We start from the raw sequence: 17,746 nt of genomic DNA on the forward strand, positions 1-17,746 counted from the left end.
TAATGGATGATAGCAAAGAATTTTCAAGAGAAGAGTTAGTAGAGCTTAGGTATAATTTTAATGTGTTTTTAGATAAATATTATTCTAATTTAAAACGTAAAGATATACTTTGTAGCGATGCTTTTTATATTTTTAGGACTAATATTGGTATTACATTTAATGAAGTTTTAGAGAATGAAAATGGTTTGAAAAAATATAGAGAGTTGCTTTTGAAGCACTTTAAAAATAAAGGAAGAAAAAATCCAAAGAGTGATTCATTTACATATTGTAATGCCTTAAAGTATTTAGTGAAATTTATTAAAAAAGATAATTTAGATTTTAATGTAGAAAAAACAAATAAAAAAGTAAGAGTTTATTCAAAGAAAAATCAAATTAAGAGAAATAATTACATAGATATTAGCAAACCAAGTAAAGAAGAGATACTTAAGTATCTTAATAAATGGAATAAGCTTGGAAATTATAAGACTCAGGAAGAAGCTTTAGATAAGCTGTTTTTTTATACATATACTAAAAATAACATTATAGAAGATATATTGGTAAAGGTAGCAACTTTAAATGATTTTTATAGTACAAATATTTACAATACATTTAGTGTAGCAAAGAATATACTTAATTTGAATATTGATGAAAGATTAGACATTTGTGATATTTCTTTAGTAAATGATATTGCAAAAGTAAAAATGGATGATGGAAAGATTAAAAATTTCTATTCTTTTGCAACAAAGTATTGTAGTCATCATAAACCTTTAGATTATCCTATCTATGATAGTTATGTTGAAAAGGTTCTTAAATACTTTAGAGATCAGGATAAGTTTTATAAATTTAAAAATAGTGATTTAAAAGATTATGAAAAGTTTAAAGAAATTCTTATTGAATTTAAAAAATATTATAAACTAGATGAATTTACTTTGAAAGATATTGATAAATATCTTTGGTTGTTTGGAAAAGAGAATTTTCCTAAGAATTTCAAGAAGAAAAACAGAGGAGAATAGGTTATGAAAGAATGGAATGTAATTACTGAATTTAAGAATGATAAAAATATAAATGATATTCCAATTTATATTTATAAAATGGGAATAAGAGATTTCAATAATAGGCATAAAGAAAATGGTAGTATTGTTAGAGAATTAGTGAAATTAAACAATAAGACAATAGCTTTTAATGAAAATTATATAGGTTCTTTTGAGCCAATTGAAGTTTGGGGAAAGGTTAAATATATTGAGGTTAAAAATAGAACTATAAGTTTATTTAGAGATGGTAAGATTTTCGAAACAGAGAAAAAACTTTTAGAAAGATTATTATTTGAAGAAATAAAAAGAAACGTTGATACCAATAAATATAAGGTTATAAAATCTAGTATTTATTTTAAAAATCCTGTTTATAGAGAAAATGGAATTGAGATTAAAAGATATTTTAATTTTGATGTTAATATATGTAAGAATGGAGATATCTTAATTGGATTTGATACTAAGCATACATTTGAATATATTAATACTTTAGAACAGGATATAAGAAATGGAGATATAGAGCAAGGGGAGAAGATAAAAGATTATTATTATAATTGTACTTATGAATATGAAGGAGTAGCTCCATTTACAATAAGTGAAAAGAATGAATATATGGGCAAATCAATAGTTGATTATTACAGAGAGATTGGTAAAAGTTATATAGTTGATAAATTACCTAAAGATATGAAGGCTGTTTTAGCCAAAAAGAATAAAGATATACGTCCATATATACCAAATAGATTGAAAAAAGTTTGTAGATTTGAGAGTTTACCTAATAATATTTTAAAGGATTTCAACATGAGAGTTAAACAAAAGACTAATGAGAAAATGCAATTTATGATTGATGAAGCAATTAATATAATAGGCAGCAATCCTTATATAAAGGTTAGTAAAAATAATATGATATGCGATAAAATTGGATATAAGGTTAATGATTTACAAAATCCAAATTTAGTGTTTGGTAATAATAGAATTCAAACTTATCCTTTATATGGCCTTCGTAATTCAGGAGTTTATGAAGGAAAATCATTGAAAATAAAATATTTCATGGATCCAAAATTACTTAGTAGTAAAGTAAATACTCAAAAATTAATAACGTTTTGTGATGAATTAGAGGAGTATTCTAATAAATTAGGAGTTAATTTAGAGAGGGTCAGAGTTAATGGAACAATTAAATTTAAAGAGATAAATATTGAGAATGAAGATATATTTTCTTATGAATTAAGAAAAGTGGTATCTAATTATGATGAAACAACAATAATTATATTAGCTGAAAATCATTTGAATAAATACTATAATATCATAAAGAAAATTTTTTCAACAGGAAATAATATTCCTACTCAATGTATCAATTTTAATACATTAAATTATAATGAAAAAAGTAAAGAGAGTGTATTCTTAAATATTCTTCTAGGGATATATGGTAAAAGTGGAATACAACCTTGGATTTTAAAGGACAAGCTTAATTCTGATTGTTTTATAGGTCTTGATGTTAGTAGAGAAAATAAAGTCAATAAAGCTGGTGTAGTTCAAGTTGTAGGAAATGATGGTAGAGTATTAAAAACTAAAGTTATTTCATCATCACAAAGTGGAGAAAAAATAAAATTAGAAACTTTGAAAGAAATAGTCTTTGAAGCAGTAACTAGTTATGAAAGGACTTATGGAAATAAACCTAAACATATTACATTTCATAGAGATGGAATAAATAGAGAAGAGTTAGAAACTTTAAAAGAAACTATAAACAATTTAGGTATAGATTTTGATTATGTTGAGATAACTAAAGGAATAAACAGAAGAATAGCCACAATAGCAGATGATAAAAAATGGAAAACTATTTTGGGGAGAGTCTATTATAAAGATAATCATGCATACATTTGTACTACTAAACCATATGAAGGTATGGGAATGGCTCAACCTTTAAGAATAAAAAGAGTATTTGGAAATTTAGATATAGAAAAAATAGTTGAAGATGCATATAAACTAACATTTATGCACATTGGTTCAATAAATAAAATAAGATTGCCTATAACTACTTATTATGCTGATTTAAGTTCAACTTATGGCAACAGAGAATTAATACCTAGCAATATAGATACAAACTGTCTTTACTTTATATAATTAAGTAAATTTTATAATAAAAACTCTATAGTTATATAGGGTTTTTATTATTATTTTAAAAATTAGATGGTTATCTTAGGATAGAAAAAGTTGTAGGAATATTTATTAAAAATAATTAAATTTCAAATATTTTAATTATTTTAGAATATTTCTGAAATAATTGAAAAATATTCATTGTACTTATAAAATAAGGTTATATTTGTAAACAAGATGAAAGAAGGAGTAATTTTGGAAAAGTGTTTAGGTGATTTAATAGATATAAAAATAGGAGATATTATATCTGTTGTTGGTTCTGGTGGAAAAACTACGTTTATATATAATTTAGCTAAGGAACTTAGGGAAGAAAAAGTTTTAATATCAACAACAACAAAGATGTTATGTCCTGAAGAAAATCAAGTTGATTATTTTTTCAGCTTGGCTGAAGATAATGGAATTAGCATAAAAAAAGGAAGAACATTTATTGCAGGAGAAAAAGTAAATCAGAATAAGATTTCAGGAGATATATCCTTAATAAAAAAATATATGAGTAGATTTGATTATGTATTACTTGAATGCGATGGATCGAAAACAAAACCTCTTAAGGGATGGAATGATACTGAACCGGTAATATTAAATGAAACTACAAAAACCATAGGAATAATTCCCTTGCATATTATTGGACAAAAGGTTACAGAAGAAAACATACATCGAATAGAAATTTTCAATAATATATTCAAAACTAAACTTGGAGATGAAATAACATTAGATGTAATAGCAGAGATAATAGTAAATCCAAGGGGATTATTTAAAGATTCCGTAGGAGAGAAAATATTATTCTTAAATAGAATTGATGATGAAAAAAGTAAAGAACTGGTATGGAAATTGCTTGAAATATTAAGTAGAAAAAATAAAAATTCCTTAAAAATTATTGGTGGAGATTTAAAGAAGAATCAATATTATAAATTTTAGTTGGAGGTGACCTAAAATATTAGCTATAATTTTAGCCTCTGGAATTGGTAAACGAATGGGGAAAAATAAGCTTTTATTAGATTTTTGTGGTAAACCTTTAGTGGAATGGGTAATAGAAACTGTTAGCTCTATAGGCTTTAATAAGATTGTTTTAGTTTATAGAGATCCTAGAATAAAGGAAATTGCCCAAAAGTATGGAATATCTACTATATATAATAAAAAAGCTAATTATGGACAAAGTGAAAGTATAAAAATTTCCTTAGAAAAAGCATCAAATTTAAGCAATGGATATATGTTTTTTACTGGAGATCAACCATTATTAAAAAGAGAAACTATAATAAAATTAGTGCAAACGTTTAATGATAAGGGCGGTATAGTTGTTCCAAAAATTAATGGCCAAAATAAGAGTCCTACAATTTTTTCTAGTGATTTTAAAGATGAATTAATGTCTTTAAAAGGAGATATTGGAGGAAGACCTGTTATAAGAAATAATTTGGACAAAGTATCTTTTGTGAATTTTCATTCAGATATTGAATTCTTTGATATTGACACCAAAGAGGAATTGGAATATGTAAGGAGAAAATATAATGAGTGAAATAGTAGTTGTAAGAGGTGCTGGAGATATTGCCACTGGGGCAATTCAAAAATTATATAGAGCTGGATTTAAAGTAGTAGCCTTAGAAATAGAAAAGCCAACTTCTATAAGAAGAAGAGTTTGTTTAAGTGAGGCTATGTATGAAAAGGAATTTAAAGTTGAGGATGTAGTTGCTAAAAGAGCCGATTCATATAATGAAATATTTAATATATTAGATGAAAATAAGGTTTGTATTGTAAATGATACTTCAGGCGAGATAATAAAAAGGATTAAACCTATGGCTGTTGTTGATGCAACTCTTTGTAAAAAAAATATTGGGACCAATAGAGATATGGCTGATATAACTGTAGCCTTAGGACCTGGTTATGTAGCAGGGGAGGATGTTGATATAGTAGTTGAAACTAATAGGGGACATAACTTAGGGAGATTAATTTTTAATGGACCGGCTGCGAAGAATACTGGAGTTCCAGGAATAATAGAAGGCTTTGGAATTGAGAGAGTTGTTTATTCTCCTTGTGAAGGAAATATTGAAATAATAAAGGATATTGGAAGTATTGTAGAAAAAGGAGAAAACATATGTATGGTTGGAAATAAGTATGTTAAGGCTTCATTAACTGGAGTAATAAGAGGAATGATAAGGAATGGATTTTATGTAAAAGAAGGGCTTAAGATAGCAGATATAGATCCTAGAATTAATCAGAAGAAAAATTGTGATTTAATTTCAGATAAAGCTAGATGTATAGGTGGCTCAGTTTTAGAGAGTATAATGATGTTAAGACAATGGAGGAATAAATAATGGATGAAAAGGTATTGAAGAGTATTATTGAGGGATTAGCAAATGGAAAAAAGATGGCGTTAGTTACTTTAACATCGTCTAATGGATCTACACCAAGAAAAAATGGATCTTTAATGAGTGTAGATGAAAATGGAAATATTGTTGGTTCCATAGGTGGCGGTAAAATAGAATGTGTGGTTATAGAAAGTGCTATTAAATGTATAGAATGTGGACAAGGACAAAAATTTGCTTATAACTTAAATGAAAATGGAGTTAAAATGGCATGTGGTGGAGCTGTAGAAGGATACATAAAGATATTTGAACCAAAACCAAATTTAATTATTTTTGGAGGTGGTCATATATCTCAGAGCATATGCAGACTAACTGATAATATGAACTTCAGAAGGGTTGTAATTGAAGATAGGGAGGAGTTTAGAGAATATGATGCCTTTAAAAATGTGGAAGACTTTATAGTAGCTGAGAGTATAGATGAATTAAGGGATGTAAACTTTGATAATAGCTATATAGTAATTGTAACTAGAGGACATAAAAGTGATACTTATTGGGCACAAGAATTAATCAATAAGAATTATAATTATATTGGTGTGGTTGGAAGTGCCAAAAAAGTTATAGAGTTAAAGCAAGCAGTATCAGAAAAAGGAATTTCTGATGATTTAATTGAAAGCATGCATGCTCCAATTGGTCTTGATATATCAGATGGAACTCCAGAAGAAATTGCAATTAGCATTTTATCAGAAATATTGCTAGTAAAAAACAATGGTAGATTAGCCCATTTACAAGATGTAAAAATGAAAAAATTACAAAATCAATAAAAAAGGAGAATCACCATAATGATGCAGATAAATTTAATAGATATCTCAGATGTAGTAAATAAATATGTAAACTTATTATCAAATATATTGAAATTGGATGTAGAAATTGTTGATTACAATATGCAAAGGATAGCAGGTACAGGAATATATAAAGATGGAGTAGGAGAAAATATTGAATCTGCAGGTTATGTATATAAAGCGGCTTTATATACAGGAGAATCAAAAATAATAGAGGATCCAGGAGAAAATTTTCTCTGTAGAGATTGTATGAATAAGGGGAAATGCAAGGAGCATATGGAGATATGTGTACCTATAAAATATGAAAATTCCATATTTGGAATAATTGGATTTGTATGCTCAACAGAAAAACAAAAAAAGCATTTACTTTTAAATCTTGATACAATTATGAGTTTCTTGGAACAAATAGCTGAATTTATAGCGATAAAATTAATAGAACAAAATGAAATATTAGCAAATAAAAATAATTTAAATTTCTTTAAAGAAATTATAAATTCTGTAGATGATGGAATTATTACAATAGATAGTTTAAATAATATTAAAATAATAAACAATAAAGCTCTTAGAATGTTAAACTTAAAACCTGAAATAGTAGGAGAATATATACAAATTAAAGAGACGGATGATTACTTTCCAGGAGGAGATATATTTGAATTATATATAAAAGGGATTCCTTATAAAGTTGTTGGAAAGATAATATATAATTATATAAATAAAAGTAACTGTGAAAAAATAGTGGTGTTTAATGAACTTAAACATTTAAAAGATGAAGTTGTAAACTTAACTCATGGGAATAATAAAATAAACTGTGATGAAATAGTTGGTGAATCTGCGGCTATGAAACAGCTTAAAAGTAAGATAAAAAGAATATCCTATTCAAAATCAACTGTTTTAATAACAGGGGAAAGTGGAACAGGTAAGGAGCTAGTAGCAAGAGCTATACATGCAGAAGGTAGTAGAAAGAATAAACCTTTTATAGCTATAAACTGTGGAGCTATACCAGAGAGCTTACTTGAAAGTGAGTTGTTTGGATATGTTAAAGGTGCCTTTTCTGGTGCTAGTTCAAGTGGGCGTGTAGGTAAATTTGAACTTGCAAATAAAGGCGTTATATTTTTAGATGAAATTGGGGACATGCCTCTATACCTTCAAGTAAAACTACTTAGAGTTCTACAAGAAAGAACAATAGTTAAGATAGGTTCTAATCAATTGATAGAGCTTGATATAAGAGTTGTAGCAGCAACTAATAAAGATTTAAGAAAGCTTGTAGAAGAAGGTAAGTTTAGAGAGGATTTATATTATAGATTAAATGTTATACCAATAGAAGTTCCTCCTCTTAGAAAAAGAGATGGTGATATTGAACTTATTATGCATGAACTTATAAAAAAATATAATAAGATATTTAATAAATATGTTCATACAGTAAATGAGGATGTAATAGAAAAGTTAAAAGCTTATCAATGGAAGGGGAATGTTAGAGAATTAGAAAATGTAGTTGAATTTATGGTAAATTTAAGTGGAGAAGATGGAATAGTTACATTAGAAATGCTTCCTCAAACAGTATTAGAGTATGAAAATGAGGAGAAGGAAAGATCTAACACTATATCTTCAGATGATTTAGAAGAAATAAGAGAGCTTAAGGATATAGAAAGCGAATATATAAATAAGGCATTAGATTTATATGGTCGGGATACAGCTGGTAAGAAAAAAGCTGCAAAAAAATTAGGAATAGGTATTGCTACATTATACAGAAAAATTGGAGAGTAATAATAGATATAAGCAAGAAGAGTTATCAAAATGATAATTTCTCTTGCTTATTTTGTTAATAAAATAACGAAAATATAGTGAATTAAAAGGATTATCAAAATGATAATCCTTTTATCATTTTGATAAAAAGTAAAAAAATATCTACATATCACATTGTAAACATATACAGAAAATAGCCTGTAAAATAAAAAAATATAAAATTAAAGGGTGAAATTTGTGAAAAATATAGAAAAGATTGGCACAAGTATTGCTTTAATAAATAGCATAGAAATAAAACTTAGAAATAAAACAGATAAAATATTAGAAAATTGAAAAAGAATACAGGAGGAAATCTTATGGAGAAAATATTATGGAAATTAAACACATTACCAAAAACAGATAAAGAAGGATGTATAGAATTTTTAAGTAGAGAAGAAGTATCAAAAGCAAAAAAATTTCATGAAAGTTTTTCAGAATATGATAAAACACCATTAGTTGAATTAGATAACCTAGCTAAAAAGGTAGGGCTTAAAGGAATATATTTAAAAGATGAATCTTATAGATTTGGATTAAATGCATTTAAAGTTCTTGGTGGATCATTTGCTATGGGAAGATACTTAGCAGATAAACTAGGAGAAGATATAAAAGATCTACCTTATGAAAAATTAACATCAGATGAGGTTAGAGAAAAACTTGGAGACATTACATTTGTTACAGCAACAGATGGTAACCATGGAAGAGGAGTAGCATGGACAGCTAACAGATTAAAACAGAAGTCAGTTGTTTATATGCCAAAGGGATCATCACTTCAAAGATTAAATAATATTAAAGCAGAAGGTGCAGATGCTAGTATAACTGATTTAAATTATGATGATGCAGTTAGATTAGCTGCTAAATATGCAGATGAGCACAATGGATTAATGGTACAAGATACTGCTTGGGAAGGATATGAAAAGATTCCAGCATGGATAATGCAAGGATATGGAACTATGGCATTAGAGGCTTTAGATCAATTAAATGCTATTAAAGTTATTAAACCAACACATATATTTGTACAAGCAGGAGTTGGATCACTTGCAGGGGCAGTTCAAGGATTCTTCGCATCAGAGTTTGGAGAAGAGTGTCCAAAGACAATTATTGTTGAATCAAACTTAGCAGATTGTTTCTATAAATCAGCAATTGCAGATGATGGAGAGGCAAGATTTGTTGGAGGAGATATGCAAACAATAATGGCAGGACTTGCTTGTGGTGAACCAAACACTATTGGATGGGAAGTTCTAAAAAATCATTCAACAGCATTTGTATCATGTCCAGATTGGGTATCAGCTAAAGGTATGAGAATACTTGGAAATCCATTAAAAGGAGATGAAAAAGTAACATCAGGAGAATCAGGAGCAGTTACAACAGGTCTTTTATATGAAATCATGACAAATGAAGATTATAAAGACTTAAAAGAAGCTTTAGAACTAAATGAAAATTCAAGAGTACTTTTATTTAGTACTGAGGGAGATACAGATCCAGAAAAATATAGAGAAATAGTTTGGAATAGTGAATGTTAATAGAATAAATAATTTATGGGAGGAATATAGAAATGCTTACTAATCAAAGAAAAGAAACTTTAACTAAGTTATGCCAAGATTTAATAAGAAATCAATCAGTTTCAGGAGAAGAAGGAAACGTAGTAGAAGCTATTAAAAAAGGCTTTAAAGAATTAGGATATGATGAATGTTTTGTAGATAGCTATGGAAATGTAATTGGACATATAAAAGGTAATAAGCCAGGAAAAACAATACTTTTTGATGGACATATTGATACAGTTCCAGTACCAGATGATTCAAAATGGACTTATGCACCATTTGGTGGAGAGATAGTTGATGGAAAAATCTATGGTAGAGGGGCTTCAGATATGAAAGGCCAAACATCAGCTATGATCGCAGCTGCAGCTTATTTTGCAGAAGATTTCAAAAAAGACTTTGCTGGTGATATCTTTGTGGCTGGTGTAGTTCATGAAGAAATATTTGAAGGGGTATCAGCTAGAAAAATAAGTGAAGCTGTTAAACCAGACTACGTAGTTATTGGTGAATCTTCAGAATTAAATTTAAAAATTGGACAAAGAGGAAGAGCTGAAATAGTTATTGAAACTTTCGGAAAACCAGCTCACTCAGCTAACCCAGAAAAGGGAGTAAATGCAGTATATAAAATGTCAAAAATAATTGAAAGAATTCAAGATATAGAAACTCCTGTACATGATGTACTTGGAAAAGGAATTCTTGTATTAACTGATATTAAATCATCACCATATCCAGGAGCATCAGTAGTTCCAGATTACTGTAAAGCTACATTCGATAGAAGACTTTTAGTTGGAGAAACTAAAGAAGAAGTTTTAGCTCCAATTAAAAAGATTATAGATGAGCTTATGAAAGAGGATAAAGAATTAAATGCTAAGGTTTCATATGCAGTAGGTAGAGAAACTTGTTATACAGGAGAAATAATCGAAGGAGAAAGATTCTTCCCAGCTTGGTTATATAGTGAAGATGATGAGTTTGTACAAGCTGCTTATAATGGATTAAAACGTGCAGGAATAAATCCAGAAATAACTCAATATTCATTCTGTACAAATGGTTCACACTATGCTGGAGAAGCAGGAATAAGAACAATTGGTTTTGGACCATCAAAAGAAAATTTAGCTCATACAATTGATGAATATATAGAATTAGATCAATTATTTACTGGTGCTGAAGGATATTATGGCATATTAGAATCTGTTTATAACAAATAAAAGGTGGTTTTGAGGATGAAGATATTAATAAAAGATGGCTTTATAGCTGATGGAAGTGGCAATAAAGGATACATCGGAGATATCTTAATCTGTGATGAGAGAATTGAAAAAATAGGACATGGACTTTGTGACAATAATATAGATAGAACAATAGATGCTAGGGGCTTAGTTGTAGCCCCAGGATTTATTGATACTCACTCACACAGCGATCTTAAGATATTAGAAAATCCATTTAATGAAATAAAAATTAGACAAGGAATTACCACAGAGGTATTAGGGCAAGATGGAATATCGATGGCTCCATTACCAAAAGAATATATTTCACCTTGGAGAAAGAATATAGCTGGTTTAGATGGTGAATCAGATGAAATTGATTGGGAATATGAAATAACTGATAATTATTTAAAAATGATGGAAACCAATGGAGTAGGATTAAATGAAGCATATCTAGTACCACATGGAAATGTAAGAATGGAAGTGGTTGGGCTTGGAAATGTACCTGCAACTAAGGATGACATAAGAAAAATGTGCGAAATAACAAGAAGAGAAATGGAAGCAGGAGCATACGGATTATCAACTGGTCTTATATATATGCCTTGTGCTTATTCTCATACTGAAGAACTTATAGAAATGTGTAAGGTTGTTGCAGAATTTGATGGAGTCTTTGTAGTACATCAAAGAAGTGAGGCTGATACTATTATAAACTCAATGAAAGAAATAATTGAGATTGGAGAAAAGTCAGGAGTAAGAGTTCATTTTTCACATTTTAAAGTATGCGGTAAGAAAAATTGGAAATACATTGATGAAGTAATTGAATTATTCAATGAGGCTAAGAAAAAGGGAATAAGAGTTACTTTCGACCAATATCCATATGCAGCAGGTAGTACAATGCTAGGAGTTATATTACCACCATGGGCTCATGATGGTGGAACAGATAAACTTATGGAAAGACTTGCTTCACAGGAAATGAGAGAAAAGATGATATATGATATGGAACACGGTATAGAAGGTTGGGACAACTTTGTTGATTTTGCTGGTCTTGATGCTATATATGTAACTTCAGTTAGAAACAAAAAGAATGAAGATGCAATAGGAAAGAACTTAGTAGAGCTTGGAGAATTAAGAGGAAAAGATCCTTACAATGCAACTTTTGATCTTTTACTTGAAGAAGAAAATGCTGTAGGTATGGTTGATTATTATGGGTTAGAGGAACACATAATCAAATTCATGAAGCTTGCTGAGCAAAATGTATGTACAGATGGGTTATTAGCTGGAAGGCCTCATCCTAGAGCTTATGGTTCATTCCCAAGAATACTTGGAAGATTTGTAAGAGAACTTGGAGTATTAACTCTTGAAGAAGGAGTTATGAAAATGACAAGTAAAGCAGCTAAGGCTTTTAGCATAAAGGATAGAGGAAGTCTTAAAGAAGGATACTTTGCTGATATAGTTTTATTTAATAAAGATGAAGTCAAAGATATTGGAACTTTTGAAGATCCAATAAAATTCCCAGAGGGAATAAATTATGTAATCATAAATGGTCAGGTTGTAATAGATAAGGGAGAGTATAAAAAGGTAAAAGCAGGTAAAGTATTAAGAAAAAAATAGGGAGAGGATTCGTGTGTTAATAGTAGGTAATGGAAGGTTAATAACTCAAAATAAAGAAAATCCATTTATAGAAAATGGGGCTGTGGTTATAGAAGAAGGAAAGATATTAAGCTATGGAAACACTGAAGAGATACTAAAAAATTATAAAGATAGTGAATATATAGACGCAAAAGGCAAAGTTATAATGCCTGGACTTATAAATACACATGGTCATATTTATAGCGCTTTTGCAAGAGGAATGAGCTTAGATGGACCTACATCAAAGAACTTCTTAGATATACTAAATAATTTGTGGTGGAGATTAGATAAAAGCTTAACTCTTGAAGATATAAAGTATAGTGCATATAGCACTTTAATGGACAGTTTAAAATATGGAGTTACAACTTTTTTTGATCATCATGCAAGTCCTAATGCAATTAAAGGAAGCCTTTTTACTATAGGTGAGGTTGCAGAAGAGCTTGGAATAAGAACTTCACTTTGTTATGAAGTATCTGATAGAGATGGAGAAAAGGCTTTAATTGAAGGTATAAAAGAGAATATAGATTACATAAAGCATTGCAAGGAAAGCAATAGCAATATGAAATCAGGTATGTTTGGAATGCATGCAAGTTTTACACTTTCAGATAGATCATTAGAAAAGTGTATGAATGCTTCAAAAGGATTAGATTGTGGATATCATATTCATGTTGCAGAAGGTTTAGCTGATGAAGAAAAGTGTATAGAAGAACATCATATTAGGGTAGTAGAGAGATTAAAAAAATTCAATATACTAGGAGAAAAAACAATAGCTGTTCATTGTATTCATGCAGATGATAATGAACAAGATATAATTCTAGAAACTGGAACTACAGTTGTTCACAATCCGGAGTCTAATATGGGGAATGCAGTAGGAGTATCACCTGCAATTAATTTAATAGCAAAGGGAATAACTGTTGGACTTGGAACAGATGGTTATACATCAGATATGTTTGAATCAATGAAAGTTGCAAACATAATTCATAAGCACCACTTAAAAGATCCATCAGTAGCATGGGGAGAAGTTCCTATGATGTTATTTGAAAATAATAGAAAGATTGCAGAGAAACACTTTAATGGAATATTTGGAATCATTGAAGAAGGTGCAGTTGGAGATGTTATAGTAGTAGATTATAATCCATTAACACCAATGAATGGAAGTAATTATAATTCTCACATTTTATTTGGAATGATGGGGAAATCCGTTGATACTACCATAGTAAATGGTAAGGTTTTAGTTAAAGATGGAAAGCTTTTAAATATTAATGAAGATGAAATCTTAGCTAAATCAAGAGAGGTTTGTAGTAAGTTATGGAATAGAATCTAGTGAAAGGGTTTGGGTTTGTTATGAGAGAGGAGAATGGAAAAGAAAATATAGCACCAGTTGATGAAAGGATACCTTTTTCGAAGGCGTGGATATTTTCGCTTCAACATGTTATGGCAATGTGTGCAGGAGCTGTCGCTGTACCACTTATGGTAGGGGAGGCCGCAGGTCTTAATCACTCAGAAATAGTATTTCTTATAAGTGCAGGGCTTTTTATGGCTGGGATAGGAACATTAATTCAAACAATGGGAATTAAGAAGTTTGCTGGTGCTAAGATACCAATAATAGAAGGGACAAGCTTTGCAGCTGTTTCAGGAATTTTGGCAATAATAGCGGCTACATCAGGTGGTAAAGAGCTAGCTATGACTAATGTATTTGGAGCTGTTATTGCAGCCGGGTTATTTTGTTTAATAATTGCCCCTGTCTTTGGAAAATTAATAAAGTTTTTTCCAAAGGTTGTTACAGGTACTGTTGTATTGGTAATTGGTATATCTATAATGCCTGTAGGTATAAAATGGATTACTAATAGCAAAGTACAAGCGGTAGAACCAAAAGACTTGGCTCTTTCAATGACTGTACTAGTAATAACATTGTTATTATTTAAATATCTAAAAGGTATATGGAATAGCGCTGCTATTTTATTCGCAATAGTTATTGGTACAATACTCGCAATGTTCTTTGGAATGGCCGATTTTAGTGCTGTAAGTAGTGCAGATTGGTTTAGTGTAAATTTCCCATTAGAATTTGGAATGCCGACTTTTGAGCCATCAGCAGTGCTTTCAATGATATTAATAATGTTAGTTTTAATGACTGAATCAGTTGGAAATATGATTGCTATTCATGAGATGACTGATAAGGAAGTTACTGAGGAAAACATAAAAAAAGGATTGAAAGCAGATGGTATATCAACATTGTTTGCAGGATTTTTTAATACATTTCCAATTACTCCATTTGCTCAAAATACAGGACTTGTAGGATTAACAGGTATTAAGTCAAGATTTGTTGCTGTGTATGCAGGGATAATACTTCTAGCATTAAGTTTTGTACCTAAATTTGCAGCAATCATAGGAGCTATACCAAAGCAAGTACTTGGTGGAGTAGGCTTTGCTATGTTTGGAATGGTTTTAGTTGGTGGAATAAGAACTTTAGGAAAGGTTCAATTTGATGGCAATAAGAACTGTGTAATAGTAGCTGTTAGTGTTGGTCTTGCAATGATTCCACTTGCAAATCCAGGATTTTATCATAACTTTCCATCATGGGTAGAAACAATATTCGATAGTGGAATTACAACAGGAAGTTTATCAGCTGTAATACTAAATATATTCTTTAATGTTTTAGGAAATAAAGAACCAATGCCTGAAACTTTAGAGGCTGATATAGAAGAAATTGAAGAAGAAGTAGATGAAGAAAAATTGGCTATACAAGGAAATAAATAAAATTTAGATAAATATGATTGAAGTTTAGAGGAGAGTGTTTGTTATGTCAAAATTAAACGTTAACATTTTAGGGATGAAATTTAATAATCCAATATTTACGGCAGCAGGTCCAGGAGCAAAAGATGGAGATCTTTGCATAGAAGCAGTAAAGGGAGGGGCTGGTGGTTTAGTTACAAAAACTATTTCAGTAGATCCAGCTCCAGTACCAAGACCATGCATGGGAAAAACAAATTCAGGATTTTTAAATACAGAACTTTGGTCAGAATTACCAAAGGAACAATGGATAAAAGAAGAGTATAAAAAAGCTAAATCAGCTGGTGTACCTATGATAGTAAGTATGGGATACTCAGCAGATCAAATCAGAGAAGTTGCACCACTTGTAAAGCCTTATGCTGATGCAGTTGAATTATCAACGCATTATGTTGGTACTGATGTAACTCCAATAGTAGAAGCTATGAAAGCTGCTAAGGAAGCTTTAGATTGTCCAGTATTCATGAAAATGAGTCCACATACAGATATTCAAAAAATAGCAAAGGCTTTAGAAGAGGCTGGAGCAGATGGACTTGTAATGATTAACTCTCTAGGACCATGTATGGCAATAGACGTTGAATCAGGTTATCCAATAATGGGAAGTAAAACAGGATATGGATGGTTATCAGGAGCACCAGTAAGACCAGTTGCTATAAGAAATATATATGATGCAGCACAAGCAGTTAATATTCCAATAATAGGAGTTGGAGGAGTAACTTGTGGAAGAGACGCTGCCGAAATGTTAATGGCAGGAGCTACAGCCGTTGAAGTTTGTACTGAGGCTATTTTAAAAGGACCTGGAGTATATGGAAAAATTGCTAAGGAATTAGATGAGTTCTTAGATAGCCATGGATACAAAGATGTTAATGAGATAATAGGCTTAGCTCATAAGAAAATGGAAGATAGAAGATTTAAAACTGAAGCTATTGCTCCAGAGGTTAATCAAGATGCTTGTATCAAATGTGGACAATGTAAAGTAAGTTGTGTATATGACGCAATTGAAGTTGGAGAAGAACTTGTAATAGACAAGGAAAAATGTTTTGGATGTGGATTATGTGTAACAAGATGTCCAAAACATGCATTATCAATTCAATATAAATAGTTAAAAAGGAGAATGAGTTATGGGAACAGTGCTAAAGGGAGCTTATATAGTAACAAGTAAAGAAATAATAAGAAATGATTTAAGAATTGATGGAGAAAAAATTGAATCTATAGGGTTATCTTTGGAAAAGGATGGAGATGAAATAATAGATTTAAAAGGAAGCTATATACTTCCAGGTGGGATTGATGCCCATACTCATTTTGATTTAGAACTACCTAATATAAAAACATCTGATGATTTTAATAGTGGTACAAAGGCAGCAATAGCTGGGGGAACTACAACTATTATAGATTTTGTAAATTGTCATAGGGGAGAAAAACTAAGTAGTGCCTTAGAGGTTTACAAAGAAAAAACAAAGGATAGCTGTTATTCAGATTATGGATTCCATATGACTTTATGTGAATGGAATAAAGATGTTGAATCTGAAATGGAGGATATGGTAAAGCAAGGAATAACTTCTTTTAAAATGTATATGGCATATAAAGATACTCTTCAGGTGAATGAAGAAGAGATAGAACAAGCATTAAGAAAGGCAAAAGAACTTGGAGCTCTTATTTCATTCCATTGCGAAAATGGTGATGAAATTATAAAAAATATAAATGATTTATTAAAAGAAAACAAGTCCGATGTGAAGTATCATGAAACCTCAAGATCCTCAGAGGTTGAATATGAAGCAGTAAATACTTTGATAAAAATAGCTACCAAAATTAATTACCCAATATATATAGTACATCTAAGTTCTAAAATGTCACTAGATGCTGTAAGAAAGGCTAGACAAGAAGGGGTTAAGATATTTGTGGAAACATGTCCTCACTATCTTCTGTTAGATAAATCTTATTATGAATTAGAAAAAGATGAGGGGTTAGAGGGAGCTAAATACGTTATGTCTCCACCTCTTAGAAGTAAAGAAGATAATAAGGCATTATGGAGAGGTATAAAACTAGGAGAAATAGATACAATTGCAACAGATCATTGCTCATTTAATTATGAAGATAAAAGAAAAAATGCAAAGGTTGATTTTTCTAAAATACCTAATGGGATACCTAGTGTTGAACATAGAATGGAATTGATTTTTAGTTATGGAGTAGAAGATAAGAAAATGTCTTTAAATGAAATGGTTCAATTAACATCAACTAACCCAGCTAAAATATTTGGATTGTATCCTAAAAAAGGTGAGATTAAAGAAGGCAGTGACGCCGACTTATTAATAATAGAAGGTGGTTATGATGGTGTTATAAGCCATAAAGATAGCATACAAGAAGTTGATTACACTCCTTATGAAGGATTTAAAAGCAATGGAAAAATAAAAAGGGTGTTTTTAAGAGGTAAGGAATTGGTTAAGGATGGAAAATTCATAGGAAAAGAGCCAACTGGCCAATATATCTCAAGAAAGAAATGGAGTTATGAGGGGAGATAAT

14 protein-coding genes are annotated in these 17,746 nt (G+C 30.0%); all 14 read left to right on the forward strand.

Features of this window, described 5'->3' with window-relative positions:
• The first annotated feature begins 2 nt into the window (after positions 1–2).
• The 14 genes from AC2JAQ_RS01555 (at position 3) to hydA (ending at position 17,745) form a co-directional block, all read left to right on the forward strand.
• Complete coding sequence (locus tag AC2JAQ_RS01555) at positions 3–992, forward strand: hypothetical protein (RefSeq protein WP_488457577.1); 990 nt, start codon at positions 3–5, stop codon at positions 990–992.
• A 3-nt stretch (positions 993–995) separates the two neighbouring features.
• Complete coding sequence (locus tag AC2JAQ_RS01560; protein ID WP_488457578.1) at positions 996–3,125, forward strand: Piwi domain-containing protein; 2,130 nt, start codon at positions 996–998, stop codon at positions 3,123–3,125.
• Between the two features lie 228 nt (positions 3,126–3,353).
• The gene (gene yqeC, locus AC2JAQ_RS01565) at positions 3,354–4,073 is read left to right on the forward strand and encodes a selenium cofactor biosynthesis protein YqeC (protein WP_488457579.1); all 720 of its coding nucleotides are present in this window, start codon (positions 3,354–3,356) and stop codon (positions 4,071–4,073) included.
• A gap of 28 nt (positions 4,074–4,101) precedes the next feature.
• Positions 4,102–4,668, forward strand: coding sequence for a nucleotidyltransferase family protein (locus tag AC2JAQ_RS01570; protein ID WP_488458759.1), 567 nt, complete (start codon positions 4,102–4,104; stop codon positions 4,666–4,668).
• Positions 4,661–5,464, forward strand: a complete 804-nt coding sequence (yqeB, locus tag AC2JAQ_RS01575; RefSeq protein ID WP_488457580.1) for a selenium-dependent molybdenum cofactor biosynthesis protein YqeB — start codon at positions 4,661–4,663, stop codon at positions 5,462–5,464. Before AC2JAQ_RS01570 ends, yqeB begins: the two co-directional genes overlap by 8 nt.
• The gene (locus tag AC2JAQ_RS01580; protein ID WP_488457581.1) at positions 5,464–6,276 is read left to right on the forward strand and encodes an XdhC family protein; all 813 of its coding nucleotides are present in this window, start codon (positions 5,464–5,466) and stop codon (positions 6,274–6,276) included. Before yqeB ends, AC2JAQ_RS01580 begins: the two co-directional genes overlap by 1 nt.
• A gap of 18 nt (positions 6,277–6,294) precedes the next feature.
• Complete coding sequence (locus AC2JAQ_RS01585) at positions 6,295–8,058, forward strand: sigma-54-dependent Fis family transcriptional regulator (protein WP_488457582.1); 1,764 nt, start codon at positions 6,295–6,297, stop codon at positions 8,056–8,058.
• A gap of 335 nt (positions 8,059–8,393) precedes the next feature.
• Positions 8,394–9,596, forward strand: coding sequence for a diaminopropionate ammonia-lyase (gene dpaL, locus AC2JAQ_RS01590; protein ID WP_488457583.1), 1,203 nt, complete (start codon positions 8,394–8,396; stop codon positions 9,594–9,596).
• Between the two features lie 32 nt (positions 9,597–9,628).
• A complete protein-coding gene (locus AC2JAQ_RS01595) occupies positions 9,629–10,816 on the forward strand; it encodes a YgeY family selenium metabolism-linked hydrolase (RefSeq protein WP_488457584.1) in 1,188 nt (395 codons plus the stop codon).
• Between the two features lie 15 nt (positions 10,817–10,831).
• Positions 10,832–12,421: an N-acyl-D-amino-acid deacylase family protein gene (locus AC2JAQ_RS01600; RefSeq protein ID WP_488457585.1), complete on the forward strand. Its 1,590-nt coding sequence runs from the start codon at positions 10,832–10,834 to the stop codon at positions 12,419–12,421.
• Positions 12,422–12,434: 13 nt separating this feature from the next.
• Positions 12,435–13,763: a putative aminohydrolase SsnA gene (gene ssnA, locus AC2JAQ_RS01605; protein WP_488457586.1), complete on the forward strand. Its 1,329-nt coding sequence runs from the start codon at positions 12,435–12,437 to the stop codon at positions 13,761–13,763.
• Between the two features lie 20 nt (positions 13,764–13,783).
• Positions 13,784–15,196 carry a nucleobase:cation symporter-2 family protein gene (locus tag AC2JAQ_RS01610; protein WP_488457587.1) on the forward strand — a complete coding sequence of 471 codons (1,413 nt, stop codon included), beginning with the start codon at positions 13,784–13,786 and terminating at the stop codon, positions 15,194–15,196.
• Positions 15,197–15,239: 43 nt separating this feature from the next.
• Positions 15,240–16,328: a 4Fe-4S binding protein gene (locus AC2JAQ_RS01615; protein WP_488457588.1), complete on the forward strand. Its 1,089-nt coding sequence runs from the start codon at positions 15,240–15,242 to the stop codon at positions 16,326–16,328.
• A 19-nt stretch (positions 16,329–16,347) separates the two neighbouring features.
• Positions 16,348–17,745, forward strand: a complete 1,398-nt coding sequence (gene hydA / locus AC2JAQ_RS01620; protein WP_488457589.1) for a dihydropyrimidinase — start codon at positions 16,348–16,350, stop codon at positions 17,743–17,745.
• Position 17,746 lies beyond the last annotated feature (1 nt).

The sequence above is a fragment of the Clostridium sp. LIBA-8553 genome (assembly GCF_057782465.1).